Source organism: Neisseria mucosa (genome assembly GCA_003028315.1).
Classification (GTDB): domain Bacteria; phylum Pseudomonadota; class Gammaproteobacteria; order Burkholderiales; family Neisseriaceae; genus Neisseria; species Neisseria mucosa.
In genome coordinates this window covers 972,916-986,971 of sequence record CP028150.1, presented here as the reverse complement: position 1 = coordinate 986,971, position 14,056 = coordinate 972,916, and the positions used below count along the sequence as shown (strand labels likewise).

13 protein-coding genes and 1 pseudogene are annotated in these 14,056 nt (G+C 51.6%); 12 read left to right on the top strand and 2 right to left on the bottom strand.

The features are described from left to right. Positions 1-193 precede the first annotated feature (193 nt). The 9 genes from NM96_04830 (at position 194) to NM96_04790 (ending at position 10,066) form a co-directional block, all read left to right on the top strand. Positions 194-1,630 (top strand): MBOAT family protein, encoded by a 1,437-nt coding sequence (locus NM96_04830; GenBank protein ID AVR78753.1) that lies wholly within the window; start codon positions 194-196, stop codon positions 1,628-1,630. A 15-nt stretch (positions 1,631-1,645) separates the two neighbouring features. Beyond that, on the top strand, positions 1,646-2,722 hold the full coding sequence (locus tag NM96_04825) for a DUF459 domain-containing protein (GenBank protein AVR78752.1): 1,077 nt from the start codon (positions 1,646-1,648) through the stop codon (positions 2,720-2,722). Between the two features lie 113 nt (positions 2,723-2,835). Then, positions 2,836-3,945, top strand: a complete 1,110-nt coding sequence (locus tag NM96_04820; GenBank protein AVR78751.1) for a hypothetical protein — start codon at positions 2,836-2,838, stop codon at positions 3,943-3,945. A 334-nt stretch (positions 3,946-4,279) separates the two neighbouring features. After that, the gene (locus NM96_04815; GenBank protein ID AVR80271.1) at positions 4,280-5,107 is read left to right on the top strand and encodes an amino acid ABC transporter substrate-binding protein; all 828 of its coding nucleotides are present in this window, start codon (positions 4,280-4,282) and stop codon (positions 5,105-5,107) included. Positions 5,108-5,150: 43 nt separating this feature from the next. Further along, the gene (locus NM96_04810; protein ID AVR80270.1) at positions 5,151-5,813 is read left to right on the top strand and encodes an amino acid ABC transporter permease; all 663 of its coding nucleotides are present in this window, start codon (positions 5,151-5,153) and stop codon (positions 5,811-5,813) included. A 9-nt stretch (positions 5,814-5,822) separates the two neighbouring features. Continuing rightward, positions 5,823-6,590, top strand: a complete 768-nt coding sequence (locus tag NM96_04805; GenBank protein ID AVR78750.1) for an amino acid ABC transporter ATP-binding protein — start codon at positions 5,823-5,825, stop codon at positions 6,588-6,590. Positions 6,591-6,783: 193 nt separating this feature from the next. After that, the gene (locus NM96_04800; protein AVR78749.1) at positions 6,784-8,706 is read left to right on the top strand and encodes an ABC transporter; all 1,923 of its coding nucleotides are present in this window, start codon (positions 6,784-6,786) and stop codon (positions 8,704-8,706) included. 289 nt (positions 8,707-8,995) lie between these two features. After that, positions 8,996-9,364 carry a nucleolar protein gene (locus NM96_04795; GenBank protein ID AVR78748.1) on the top strand — a complete coding sequence of 123 codons (369 nt, stop codon included), beginning with the start codon at positions 8,996-8,998 and terminating at the stop codon, positions 9,362-9,364. A 63-nt stretch (positions 9,365-9,427) separates the two neighbouring features. Further along, positions 9,428-10,066 (top strand): hypothetical protein, encoded by a 639-nt coding sequence (locus NM96_04790; GenBank protein AVR78747.1) that lies wholly within the window; start codon positions 9,428-9,430, stop codon positions 10,064-10,066. 260 nt (positions 10,067-10,326) lie between these two features. Here the strand turns inward: NM96_04790 and NM96_04785 are convergent, their stop codons facing one another. After that, on the bottom strand, positions 10,327-11,160 hold the full coding sequence (locus tag NM96_04785; protein ID AVR78746.1) for a GTP cyclohydrolase I FolE2: 834 nt from the start codon (positions 11,158-11,160) through the stop codon (positions 10,327-10,329). A 121-nt stretch (positions 11,161-11,281) separates the two neighbouring features. On the opposite strand from NM96_04785, the gene NM96_04780 reads away from it, so the two are divergent. Together NM96_04780 and NM96_04775 are read left to right on the top strand one after the other, a co-directional pair. Continuing rightward, positions 11,282-12,439 (top strand): PLP-dependent transferase, encoded by a 1,158-nt coding sequence (locus NM96_04780; protein ID AVR78745.1) that lies wholly within the window; start codon positions 11,282-11,284, stop codon positions 12,437-12,439. Positions 12,440-12,532: 93 nt separating this feature from the next. Beyond that, the gene (locus tag NM96_04775) at positions 12,533-12,991 is read left to right on the top strand and encodes an META domain-containing protein (protein AVR78744.1); all 459 of its coding nucleotides are present in this window, start codon (positions 12,533-12,535) and stop codon (positions 12,989-12,991) included. 105 nt (positions 12,992-13,096) lie between these two features. On the opposite strand, the pseudogene NM96_04770 reads toward NM96_04775, so the two are convergent. Next, positions 13,097-13,216: pseudogene (locus tag NM96_04770) on the bottom strand (IS5/IS1182 family transposase). 58 nt (positions 13,217-13,274) lie between these two features. Here NM96_04770 and NM96_04765 point away from each other — a divergent pair. After that, positions 13,275-14,054 (top strand): ferredoxin--NADP reductase, encoded by a 780-nt coding sequence (locus NM96_04765; protein ID AVR78743.1) that lies wholly within the window; start codon positions 13,275-13,277, stop codon positions 14,052-14,054. Positions 14,055-14,056: the final 2 nt, after the last annotated feature.

Genomic DNA, 14,056 nt, shown 5'->3' with positions numbered 1-14,056 from the left:
TAAAATAATTATAAATAAATTGATGTGTTATCCCAAAAGCCTTGATTTGTCCACTCTTTTGACGAACGGCTATTTTTTTGGATTAACGTTAGTTGTATAAATTCAAACACTTATTTACAATACGCAGTTTTGGTTTAAACTGCTAAACCTATATTTCGAAATATCCGAACAATAAAAATTTCAAGGAACACTTATGCCGTTGCTGTCGATTGAATTCGCGGTATTTTTTATTGCTTTTCTACCTCTTTATTGGGCATTTTTCCGTATGCCGTCAGTGCAGAATGTTTTGCTTCTGCTGGCGGGGATGGGCTGGCTGTATCACTTGAATCCCATCTTTGCCGCCATAATTGCCTGCTATTCGTCCTGCGTGCATTTGCTCGGCCTGTTGATGTCGTCTGAAAAGGAAAACGTACGGAAATTCTGGCTGGGCTTCGGCGTAGCGGCTGCTTTGGCAGTATTGTGTTTCTTCAAATATTTCGACTTTTTCCGCCCGTTTATCCGCCAATACACGGGGCAGAGCGAGATTGTCGATATCTTGATGCCTTTGGGGCTGTCTTATTACACATTTCAATCTTTGGCTTATTTGGTGTACTGCTGCCGTCATCCGATGGGCGACCGCTTTGCGTGGCATGAATTGCTGCTGCATTTGAGCTTTTTCCCAACGATTACTTCCGGGCCGATTATCCGTGCCGCGGCGTTTAAAAGCATAGATGGCGAACAGGCGGGGGCTTTGGAACAGATTCGGACGGCAGAACCGCGCGCATTGGTGCGCCCCGCGCTGGCGGTGTGCTTGATTTTGCTGGGCATTGCTAAAAAATGGTGGCTGGCGGGTGCGCTGGGAGACGGCTGGGTATCGCCCGTTTTCGAGAATCCCGCCCAATTTGACGGCTGGGGCGTGTTGTCGGGGGTGTACGGCTATACTTTCCAGCTTTTCTTCGATTTTTCAGGCTATTCGGATTTGGTAATCGGGATGGCGATGCTGCTCGGTTTCCGCCTGCCGAAAAACTTTGCGGCACCGCTGCGCGCGTTCAATATCCGCGACTTCTGGAACCGTTGGCACATCAGCCTTTCCACTTGGATACGCGACTATATTTATATTCCCTTGGGCGGCAGCAAACACGGCTTCGTCCTGACGCAGTTCAACTTGCTGCTGGCGATGGTGTTGTCGGGCGTTTGGCACGGCTACGGCTGGAATTTCCTGCTGTGGGGCGCGCTGCACGGCGTGGCATTAATTTTGCTCAACTGCGGCGACAAAATATTCGGGCGGGACGGTTCACGTCGTCTGAAAATCTTGCGTCCGCTTGCCTGGTTCGTCACTTTCCATTTCGTCTGCTTCACTTTCGTCGTGTTCAACACCGGCAGCCTCGCCGATACGCAGATGGTATTTGATGCCTTATTCGCCAACGAAGCAGGTTGGGCTGCACCGAAACAGGCGGATGTCCTGCTGCTTGCCGCGTTTGGCCTGATGATTTTGCTCTACCCGTATTTGCTTCGCCTGTTTGACGGCGCAGTGGCGGCATTGGAAAAAATGCCGATGTGGCTGTGGTTTATACCGCTGACGCTGGTGTTGGTGTTGATTATCGTATTGGCGCCGTCGGGCATCCCGGGCTTTATTTACGCCGATTTTTAAAAGGACAATCAGAATATGAAACGTTTTATTTCCCTGTTTGCCTCCCTTTTGGTTTGCGCCTTTGGCGCGGCGTGGTTCAGTCAAGATTCCATCAATGCCTATTGGCAGCAAACCTATCATCAGGCTTCGCCGCTGGAGCCTTTGTCCGAATACGAATGGTGGCGCACGGGCGCGAAGCTGCAACAAGACGCATACGCCTTTTCAGACGACCTCAAAGCACGTTTGGCAGGACAGCCTGTGATTGCCGAACCGGAACCTCAAATTGCTGAAAACGACGGGTCGTCTGAACAAAATGCGCAGCTTAATGCGTCCGAACCGCACGAAAAAAACCGTCCCGCCGACGGACGTCAACCACAAACGGCACAAAACGGCGGACAACCCGAAGCACATCGTCTCCCCATTACCCCACCTGCCAATATCGTTCTCGGACAAGGCGACAAAGTCTTTTTTGCCGGCGACTCGATGATGCAGGGCGTTGCACCTTTTGTTGAAAGAAGCCTGAAAAAACAATACGGCATCCAGTCGGTGAACCTAAGCAAACAAAGCACCGGATTGTCCTATCCCAAGTTTTTCGACTGGCCGAACACCATTGAGCAAACGCTGAAACAACAAACCGACATCCGCCTTCTGGTCGTTTTCCTCGGCCCCAACGACCCGTGGGACTTCCCGAAAGGCAAAAAATACCTGAAATTCGCCTCGCCCGAATGGTCGGAAGAATACCTCAGCCGCGTCAACCGCATCCTGGCCGCCGCCGAACAACACCATGTGCAAGTCATTTGGATGGGCATCCCTTATATGAAACAGGCAAAACTTAACAAGCAAATGCGATATCTCGACAAACTTTTAGCAGACGAGATCAGTCCAAAAGCCCTGTGGATACCGACCGACAAACTCCTCAGCAACGGCTCGGACACCTACGCCGACTCCGTCAACATCAATGGAAAAATCATCCGCTACCGCAGCAAAGACGGCATCCACTTCTCTGCTGAAGGACAAAAACTGCTCGCGGATAAAATCATGGAAAAAATCGTTTTTCAGACGACCCCTGAAATGAACGGCGAAGAACGCACGGAACAATTATCCGCACGTTAAGCCCGTATCGGCAGCAAAAGGACGGCGTTTAGTTTATCCAATGCCGTCTTTTTCGTTACAATAGCCCTCCGCCGCGTCAAAAGACGTCGTCTGAAACCACACACAGGAAACTCATGAACATCAAAACCCTGTCCGTATCCCTTACCGCATTGTGCCTGTCTGCCGCTGCCCCCGCCGCCGATATGCTGCTGGAAAACTACGGCAGCAGCCGTCCCACATGGCTCTCCAAGCTCAAAAAACTCGACCGCAGCTCGGACGGCAAATTCCGCATCCTTCAAATCGGCGATTCACACACCGCCGGCGACCTTTTCACCGAACAACTGCGCCTGCGCCTCCAACAAAAATGGGGCGACGGCGGCATAGGCTGGGTTTATCCTTCGAGCGTCAAAGGACAGCGCAGCGCAGCCGTCCGCTATGACGGCTCATGGCAAACCGTCAGCAGCCGCAGCGTTTCAGACGACTTCCCCTTAGGCGGCATCATCGCCAAAGCCAACGGCAGCAGCGTTACCATCAGCGCCAAAGACGGCAGCAGCGGCGAGAAGCAGATTTCCGTCTTCGCCAAACCCGTCCTGCCCGAACAAACCCTGTCATTCAACGGACGCGAAGTTCCCGCCGGAAGCAGCGGCTGGCAAATCATCCGCAGCAACGGCCGCCTGCCCCTGACCCTCAGCAGCTCCATGCCTTGGGACATCGGCTACATCAATATCGAAAATCCTGGACGCGGCGTAACTGTTTCCGCACTCGGCATCAACGGCGCGCAACTGACCCACTGGTCCAAATGGCGTCCCTCTTGGCAGGATGACCTTGCCCAAACCCGCGCCGACCTCGTTATCATCGCCTACGGCACCAACGAAGCCTTCGCCCGCGATTTGGACATTACAGCCACCGAACAAAGCTGGCGCAGCTACATCCGCCAAATCAAACAAAGCCTGCCCGACGCAGGCATCCTGATTCTCGGCGCGCCCGAATCCCTGAAAAGCACTTCAGGAAGCTGCGGCACACGCCCCGCCACCTTAAGCAGCATCCAACAAATGCAGCAACGCATTGCCCGCGATGAAAAAATCATGTATTGGTCGTGGCAGAACGCGATGGGCGGCGAATGCAGCATGAAAAGCTGGATGAGCCAAGGCCTCGCCGCTAAAGACGGCGTCCACTTCTCAGGCAAAGGCTACCGCCAAGCCGCCGACCGCCTCGCCGACAGCTTGATACAAATGGCGGATTAAACAATAAAGGTCGTCTGAAAATTTTCAGACGACCTTTTGCTATGTTCGGGTTATCTCTACGCTTTCGTTTAAGGTTGCAAAGCGCAGGCAAAACAGAACGCAGCTCCCTTTGAATCTTAAATATCAAGCCGAATCATGATGCGGACGATAAAGAGGGTCGTCTGAAAGTGGGAAAAGGGGCTTATTCACATTTTCAGACGACCTTTGCTTGATGGATGGAGGTTTTACGGCTTCCTTTATCCGTTTCGGAATAAGCAATATAAAAAAGTATTCTTTGTGTTTGCCGCAATTTCACTTAGAATGCGGCTCTTGCACACTTTTTCTTCAGGAGAGGATTATGTTGAAAAAATTCGTACTCGGCGGCATGACCGCATTGGTTTTGGCAGCCTGCGGCGGAGAGGGCGGCAGCGCGTCTTCTTCTGCTCCCGCCCAATCTGCCAACGCTTCCGGTTCTTTAATCGAGCGTATCAACAATAAAGGTACGATTACCGTCGGTACCGAAGGCACTTACGCGCCGTTTACCTACCACGACAAAGACGGCAAGCTGACCGGCTACGATGTGGAAGTTACCCGCGCCGTTGCCGACAAACTGGGCGTGAAAGTCGAATTTAAAGAAACGCAATGGGATTCGATGATGGCGGGTTTGAAAGCGGGACGTTTCGACGTGGTGGCAAACCAAGTCGGTTTGACCAGCCCCGAACGCCAAGCGACATTCGACAAATCCGAGCCGTATAGCTGGAGCGGTGCGGTCTTGGTTGCGCGCAAAGACAGCAACATCAAATCCATTGACGACATCAAAGGCGTCAAAACTGCGCAATCCCTGACCAGCAATTACGGCGAAAAAGCCAAAGCGGCAGGAGCGGAACTCGTACCGGTGGACGGTTTGGCGCAATCGCTGACCCTGATTGAACAAAAACGCGCCGATGCGACTTTGAACGATGAGTTGGCAGTTTTAGACTATCTGAAGAAAAACCCGAATGCGGGCGTGAAAATCGTTTGGTCTGCTCCTGCCGATGAAAAAGTCGGTTCCGGCTTGATTGTCAATAAAGGCAATGATGAAGTCGTAGCGAAATTCAGCACGGCAATCAACGAGCTGAAAGCTGACGGCACGCTGAAAAAACTGGGTGAACAATTCTTCGGAAAAGACATCAGTGTTAAATAATTTTCTTGCTTCGCTGCCGTTTATGACGGAAACACGCGCCGACATGATTGTCAGCGCGTTTTTGCCTATGGTCAAAGCCGGTTTTATGGTGTCGCTGCCGTTGGCGGTGGCGTCGTTCCTGATCGGGATGGTGATTGCCATCGCCGTGGCTTTGGTGCGGATTATGCCTTCGGGCGGCATTGTACGGAAAATCCTGCTGAAACTGGTGGAAACTTATATTTCCATCATCAGGGGGACGCCGCTGTTGGTGCAGCTTGTGATTGTGTTTTACGGACTGCCGTCCGTCGGTATTTTCATTGATCCGATTCCCGCCGCCATCATCGGTTTCTCGCTCAATGTCGGCGCATATGCTTCCGAAACCATACGTGCAGCGATTTTGTCCGTGCCTAAAGGGCAGTGGGAGGCAGGTTTCTCCATCGGCATGACCTATATGCAGACTTTTCGCCGCATCGTCGCGCCGCAGGCATTCCGCGTCGCCGTGCCGCCTTTGAGCAACGAGTTTATCGGCTTGTTCAAAAACACCTCGCTCGCGGCGGTGGTAACGGTAACGGAACTGTTCCGCGTCGCGCAGGAAACGGCAAACCGTACCTACGACTTCCTGCCCGTCTATATCGAAGCCGCTTTGGTTTACTGGTGTTTCTGCAAAGTGCTGTTCCTGATTCAGGCGCGCCTGGAAAAACGCTTCGACCGCTATGTCGCCAAATAAGGGGAAGCCATGATTAAAATCCGCAATATCCGCAAAACCTTCGGCGAAAACACCATTTTGCGCGGCATCGATTTGGATGTGGGCAAAGGGCAGGTGGTCGTCATCCTCGGGCCTTCCGGTTCGGGTAAAACGACGTTTCTGCGCTGCTTAAACGCGCTGGAAATGCCCGAAGACGGACAAATCGAGTTCGACAACGAGCGACCGCTGAAAATCGATTTTTCTAAAAAACCATCGAAGCATGACATCTTGGCGCTGCGCCGCAAATCCGGCATGGTGTTCCAACAATACAATCTCTTCCCGCACAAAACCGCGTTGGAAAACGTAATGGAAGGTCCGGTTGCCGTACAAGGCAAGCCTGCCGCCCAAGCGCGCGAAGAAGCTTTGAAATTGCTGGAAAAAGTCGGCTTGGGCGACAAGGTTAACCTTTATCCCTACCAGCTTTCCGGCGGTCAGCAACAGCGCGTCGGTATCGCCCGCGCATTGGCGATTCAGCCCGAGCTGATGTTGTTTGACGAACCCACTTCCGCGCTGGATCCCGAATTGGTGCAAGACGTATTGAACGCCATGAAGGAATTGGCGCAGGAAGGCTGGACGATGGTTGTCGTGACCCACGAAATCAAGTTTGCGCTGGAAGTTGCCACTACCGTCGTCGTCATGGACGGCGGCGTCATCGTAGAGCAGGGCAGTCCGAAAGAGTTGTTCGACCACCCTAAACATGAGCGCACGCGGAAATTTCTGCAACAAATCCGTAAGGATTCGGCAGATTATCGACATTAAGCCGTTTCGTTACATCAAAGGTCGTCTGAAAACGGATATAGCGGGTTTTGCTAAAACATCCGCCGTTTTCAGACGACCTTTTTTCACTATGGATTCACATTGAAACACTACGGCATCAACGAACGGCGACATCACGCTGTTTTCGCTATAAAATACCGCCTTTCCCATTTTTCCGCCCGTCCATTATTACATCATGATTGAAATCAAAAACCTCACCCTGCAACGCGGTTTGAAAGTCCTGCTCGACAAAGCCAACGCCACCGTCAATCCCGGTCAGCGCGTCGGTTTGATCGGTAAAAACGGGACGGGCAAATCCAGCCTGTTTGCCTTAATCAAGGGTGAAATCACTCAGGACGGCGGCGATATCTCGATTCCGAAAAATTGGCGGATGGCTTCCGTTTCCCAAGAAACACCCGACTTGGACATCTCCGCGTTGGACTACGTTTTGCAGGGCGATGCCGAGTTGCAGGCTTTTCAGACGACCTTGGCGCAGGCGGAAGCGCAAAATGACGGCATGAAGCAGGCGGAATACCATGCCAAATTGGAGGAAATCGACGCTTATACCGCGCCGGCCCGTGCAGCGAAATTGTTGAACGGACTGGGTTTTTCGCAAGAAGAACACAGCCGTCCCGTTAAATCCTTTTCCGGCGGCTGGCGTATGCGCCTGAATCTTGCGCAAGCCCTGATTTGCCGCGCCGATTTGCTCTTGCTCGACGAACCGACCAACCACTTGGATCTGGAAACCGTCTTGTGGCTGGAAAACCACCTTGCCTCTTTACCCTGCACGCAAATCATCATTTCCCACGACCGTGATTTCCTCAATGCGGCCACCACCCAAACCATTGAATTGTCCCAGCAAAAGCTCACGCAATACGGCGGCAATTACGATTTTTACCAAAACGAACGCGCGCAACGCCTGGCGCAGCAACAAGCCGCCTATGTCAAACAGCAGGCGCAAATCAAACATCTGCAATCCTTTATCGACCGCTTCAAAGCCAAAGCCACCAAAGCCGTTCAAGCGCAAAGCCGAATGAAGGCGTTGGCGAAGCTCGAGCGCATCGCTCCCGCGCATTTGGACAGCGAGTTTTCCTTTGAGTTTTACAATCCCGACCATCTGCCCAATCCCTTGCTGAAGTTGGAACACGCTGATTTGGGTTACGAAGGCAAAACCGTCCTGCACGACATTACCCTATCGCTGGAGAGCGGCGCACGTTACGGGCTATTGGGTGTCAACGGCAGCGGTAAATCTACGTTTATCAAAGCGTTGGCAGGAAAAATCAATTTGCTCTCCGGCAGCATCGTCCGTTCCGAAAAACTCAATATCGGCTATTTTGCCCAACACCAGCTCGATACCATCCGCGCCGACCAAAGCCCTGTTTGGCACATTCAGCAGCTTTCTCCCGAAGTGCGCGAACAAGAAATCCGAAATTTCCTCGGCGGCTTCAACTTTGTCGGCGATATGGCGTTGCAGAAAACCGAACCTTTTTCCGGTGGAGAAAAAGCCCGCCTCGCCCTTGCCATGATTATCTGGCAAAAACCGAATTTGCTGCTGCTTGACGAGCCGACCAACCATTTGGACTTGGATATGCGCCACGCTCTGACGCTCGCGCTGCAAAGTTTCCAAGGTGCCTTAATCGTCGTATCACACGACCGCAGCCTGCTTGAAGCCACTACCGACAGCTTCCTCCTGATTGACAAAGGTCGTCTGAAAAACTTTGACGGCGATTTAAACGATTATCGTCAATGGAGGTTGGCGCAGGAAAACGCCACCGCCGCACCTGCCGCTTCCGCACAAAGCCAAAACCGCAAAGACACCAAGCGTATCGAAGCACAAATCCGTCAAGAAAAAGCCCGACGCGGCAAGCCGATACAGCAGAAAATCGACAAAGCCGAAAAAGAAATGGCGCAGCTTTCCGAAATTCAAACGGCATGTGAAACATTTTTGGCACAAGAGGAAGCCTATTCGGACGAAAATAAAACAAAATTACAACAAACCCTCGCACAATTAACAGAAATTAAAGTAAAATTAACACAAATAGAAGAAAACTGGCTTTTGTGGCAGGAAGAGCTAGAGCAAATCCTGACGGAAATCGACGCAGAATTTACACAACTATAAATACTTCGCTGCGATGGTTTCCGTACTTGCCTTCAGAAGCCGCCAAAAAATACAGTTCGGCATGGTCATTTCAGACCGTCGGACTGTATATAGTGGATTAAATTTAAATCAGTACAAGGTGACGAAGCCGCAGACAGTACAGATAGTACGGAACCGATTCACTTGGTGCTTCAGCACCTTAGAGAATCGTTCTCTTTGAGCTAAAGCGAGGCAACGCCGTACTGGTTTAAAGTTAATCCACTATAAAAACAAAAATAGGTCGTCTGAAAACTCAAACTACGGAAAACTCATGCGTTCACGAATCAAGCAAGGAGCACTTATCGTCGCATCCTCCCTCATTTTGGGCTTATCCCTCCACACCGCAGCAGCCGTCTTCAGCTGCCATTCCGGCAACAGCAAAACCTATACATCCGAACCTTCGGGAAACTGCACAGGCACAGACCTGCCCAAAATCAGCAGCCATCAAGGCGATGCATACCGTCTGAAAATCAACAAATTAAGCAGTGATACCGAAGAAAAGGCAGCCAAGCTCAAGAGGGCGCGTTCAAAAGAAAAATCGCGGGAAAAGGCGCAAGAGCAAGAGACAAAGAGCAAAAACGCCAAATCACGCGCCAAAAAATCGGATAAAGCCGCAAAAACGTCGTCTGAAAACGAGTGAGGCAATTTTCGCTAAAACGAATAAGACGGTTTGGTTTGAAATTAAAAAAGTCAGCCGTCCTATTTGAGAGAATATGCTGGCATTGTTATACTATTACAGTTAAATGCAATATCTATCGAACAATTACTTATTTCACATTACGACCTTACCATGAAACAATCACTTCACGCATTGGCAGCTTCATTGCTAATGTTTGCCACCGCATCAGGCGCACAAGCTTCCTCTAAAATCTATACCTGCACAGTCAACGGCGAAGTTGTCTATACTTCGCGCCCATCCGGAAACTGCCATTCGGCAGATTTACCGACCATCGGCAAATACAGCAGCACGCGCTACGATGCTCCCGCTTTAGAAATGCCCGAGCCTGCTGCCGAAGCTCCGTCAAAACGAGCCGGCAACGCAAAACCTGCCCCTAAAAATACCGCTAAGGTAAATCCTGCACCTGCGCCCATCCGTCCGGCCCCTGAAGTCGCAGCAACGCCTGCACCCAAATCTTCCGGCAGCGCTAGCCGCCGTTCGATTTTGGAAACAGAGTTGAGCAACGAGCGTAAAGCGCTGGGCGAAGCGCAAAAATCTCTGGCGCAAGCCCGTGTAGCCAAAGGCGGTCATGTCAACCAACAGGAAATCAACAGCCTGCAAAGCGCGGTACTCGACCGCCAACAAAACATCCAAGCCCTGCAAAGGGAATTGGGGCGAATGTGATAATTTAGATAACCGGGTAGAAGCTTTAAACTATAGTGGATTAAATTTAAACCAGTACGGCGTTGCCTCGCCTTGCCGTACTATTTGTAATGTCTGAGGCTTCATCGCCTTGTCCTGATTTAAATTTAATCCACTATAAATATAAGAAGGACATTACACTTGTCCTAAATGAAGTTCTATGAAATAAATCCACGAACACAAAAGGTCGTCTGAAAACGGATTTTTCGGTTTTCAGACGACCTTTTCGATTTTTTGCTTGTTTAAGGATAAGCAATATAGGCGTAAGCCGAGTGGTTGTGTATCGACTCGAAGTTTTCGCTTTCGACGATGAAGCTTTCGATGCGCCCGTCCGCAATCAGCGCAGTGGCTACGTCGCGCACCATGTCTTCCACGAATTTCGGGTTTTCATAGGCTTTTTCGGTAACGTATTTTTCGTCGGGGCGTTTGAGCAGGCCGTAAAGCTGGCAGCTTGCCTGCGCTTCCACGCAGTCGATGATTTCCTCGATACCGACTTCGGCGTTGGCGGTCAGGCTGATGGTAACGTGCGAACGTTGGTTGTGCGCGCCGTATTGGGAAATTTCTTTGGAACACGGGCACAACGAGGTTACGGGTACCATGACTTTCAAATTATGGCTGTATGCGCCGTTTTTGATTTCGCCCGTCAGGGTAACGTCATAGTCGAGCAGGGATTGGATGCCGGAAACAGGTGCGGATTTTTTGCGGAAGAAGGGGAAGGAAACGCTGATTTTGCCGGAATGAGAGTTTAAAAGGGCAACCATTTCGGCGGTCAGTTTGTGCAGCCTGTCGAAATCCAAAGCCTCGGTTTGTTGTTCCATCAACGCCACGAAGCGCGACATATGCGTGCCTTTTTGGTCGGCGGGCAGGAAAACCGTCATGGTCAGGCGGGCGACGGTGGATTGGCTGCCTTCGGCGGTATTCAAAGTAATCGGAAAGCGCAGGTCTTTGATACCGACCTGGTTAATCGGCAGATTGCGTAAATCTCGGCTGGATTGCACGTCTGCAATGGCGTTCATGCGTTGTTTGTCCTTAATTGTCGGATTGTTGGGGTGTGTGTCGTTTGGAAACGGATTCATGCCGTCCGTTTTGCAAATGCGAGATTATATCACTTGCAAACCGTGTCCGCATTGATTGTTTCTATTTTTCGGATAGTGATAAAATCCTGAATTATTCATATCTTTATAAGGTTGAACCGAGATGAAATTCGCCACCAAAGCCATCCATTCCAGCTACGATTGCGACGAACACAACCGCGCGCTGATGCCGCCGATTTATCAGAACAGTATGTTCGCGCTGCACGAAATCGGCGAGCAGGTTCCCTACCGCTATTCGCGCCTGAGCAATCCGACCCGTCAGGTTTTGGAAGACACGGTTGCTGATTTGGAACGCGGGGCGGCGGGTTTTGCCTTTTCCAGCGGTATGGCGGGCATTGATGCCGTGTGGCGTACCTTCCTGCGTCCGGGCGATACCATCGTCGCCGTAGCCGATATTTACGGCGGCGCGTATGACTTGCTGGTTGACGTATATAAAGAGTGGGGCGTGAACGTCGTCTTTGCCGATTTGGGCACCCCCGACAGCTTGGACGAACTGCTTGCCGCGCACAATGTGAAACTGGTTTGGCTGGAAACCCCGTCCAATCCGCTTTTGCGGCTGGTGGACATCAAAGCGCTTGCCGCCAAAGCCCACGCAGCCGGCGCACTGGTCGGCATCGACAACACCTTCGCTACGCCGTATCTGCAACAGCCGTTGGAGATGGGCTGCGACATCGTGTTCCACTCCGCCACTAAATACCTTTGCGGCCACTCCGACGTATTGATGGGCATCGTTGCGGTTAAAACCAAAGAACTGGCGAAACCGCTGCACGACATGATGGTGCATACCGGCGCGATTGCCGGCCCGATGGACTGCTGGCTGGTGTTGCGTGGCATCAAAACGCTCGCCTTGCGCATGGAAGCGCACTGCAAAAACGCGCTCGACATCGCCCGCCGCCTCGAAGCCCATCCCGCCGTAGAAAAAGTGTTCTACCCCGGCCTGCCGTCGCACGAACACTACGAACTGGCGAAAACCCAAATGCCCAAAGGCATAGGCGGCGTGGTAACGGTTTATTTGAAAAACGACACGCGCGAAGCGGCAAACAGCGTGATTAAAAACATGAAACTGGTCAAAATGGCGTCCAGCCTAGGTGGTGTCGAAAGTTTGGTCAACCATTGCTATTCCCAGTCCCACAGCGGCGTACCGCATGATGTGAAAATGGAGATGGGCATCAAAGTCGGCCTGCTGCGCTTCTCCATCGGTATTGAAGACGCGGACGATATTTGGAACGATATTTCCAAGGCTTTGGATTCGACGTTGTAAAGATCAAGAGGTCGTCTGAAAAGTGCGTAGCGGGTTTTGCTGAAGCGGTTTCAGACGACCTTTTAGCTGACCTCACGTTAGAAAGGCAAAATCATGAAAACCCTGATCCCCACCCTTATGACTGCAATCATTCTGACCGCCTGTACTTCGCCTGCTGAAAAACCGCAGCCGTCCCAACCTGTCACGTCGTCTGAAAAACCATCCGAACCGCGTCAAGCGTCAACGCCGGCTTTGGCAGCGAAATGGTTTGTGGTTTCTTTCGACAAATTCACCGAAAAAGATTTGGCGGGCAGAACGGCTTTTTTGGATTTGAGCAAAATGCCCAAGGCGCATGGCAAGATGGGTTGCAATCATTTGACGCTTCAAGCGCAGGAAGCCGGAGCGGGCAAAATTGATTTTGGTCCGATTGCCACGACGATGATGCTGTGTGAAGACATGAAGCTGGAAGAGGCTTTCTTGAACATGAAAAGCGTGTGGAACTATCGTTTCGACGGCAATGATTTGATTTTGGAGCAAAACGGCAAGACCATGCGCCTGCGCCGTCAGCCGTAAAATTTGAGTTTCAGTTCCGCTTCAAGGTCGTCTGAAAACCGGACAATCAGGTTTTCAGACGACCTTTCGTCAAGCGAACGGGTATAATATAGTGGATTAAATTTAAATCAGGACAAGGCGACGAAGCCGCAGACAGTACAGATAGTACGGAACCGATTCACTTGGTGCTTCAGCACCTTAGAGAATCGTTCTCTTTGAGCTAAGGCGAGGTAACGCCGTACTGGTTTAAAGTTAATCTACTATACCTTCCATTTTCCATCCCGCACACACAAGGAATCCCATTATGGCAGCCTCGCCCGAAGCCAAGTTCACCGAAGAAAAAGTCTTGTGGATTAAACACCATACGCCCAAGCTGATGACTTTTGCCATCAGCCGCCCCGAATCCTACCGCTTCTCGGCGGGGCAGTTTTCGCGGCTCGGTTTTCGCGACGGCGAAGGCTTTATCTGGCGCGCGTATTCCGTCGTGTCCGCCGAATACGCCGACACGCTCGAATATTTTGCCGTTTTGATCGAAGGCGGCCCCATGTCCGCGCGGTTTGCCGCCATGAAAGAGGGCGACACCATACTGCTTGATAAAACCGCTACCGGTTTCCTCTTGCCCGAGCGATTCCCCGACGGCAAGGATTTGGTCATGCTCTCCACCGGTTCGGGCATCGCGCCTTTTCTTTCCATCATCGAGCAGCCCGAAATCTGGCAGCGTTTCGACCGCTTGATTTTGGCGCACTCAGTTTCTTTCGCCGATGAACTGATTTTCAGACGACGTGTTGAAGCATTGAAAGACCATCCGCTGATTGGCGAGTATTTCCACAAATTCCGCTTCGTCCCCATTACCACGCGCGAGGAAACCGAAGGCGCGTTGAGCGGCAAGCGCATTCCCGAGCTGCTGAAAGACGGCAGCCTCGAAACATACGCGGGATTCAAGTTCACCAAAGCGGACACGCGCTTTATGGTCTGCGGCAATCCCGCCATGGTCAAAGACACGTTCCAAGCCCTGATGGACTTGGGCTTCGCCATGCACCGCAACCGCATCCCCGGCGAAATCATGATGGAAAACGGGTTTTAAGC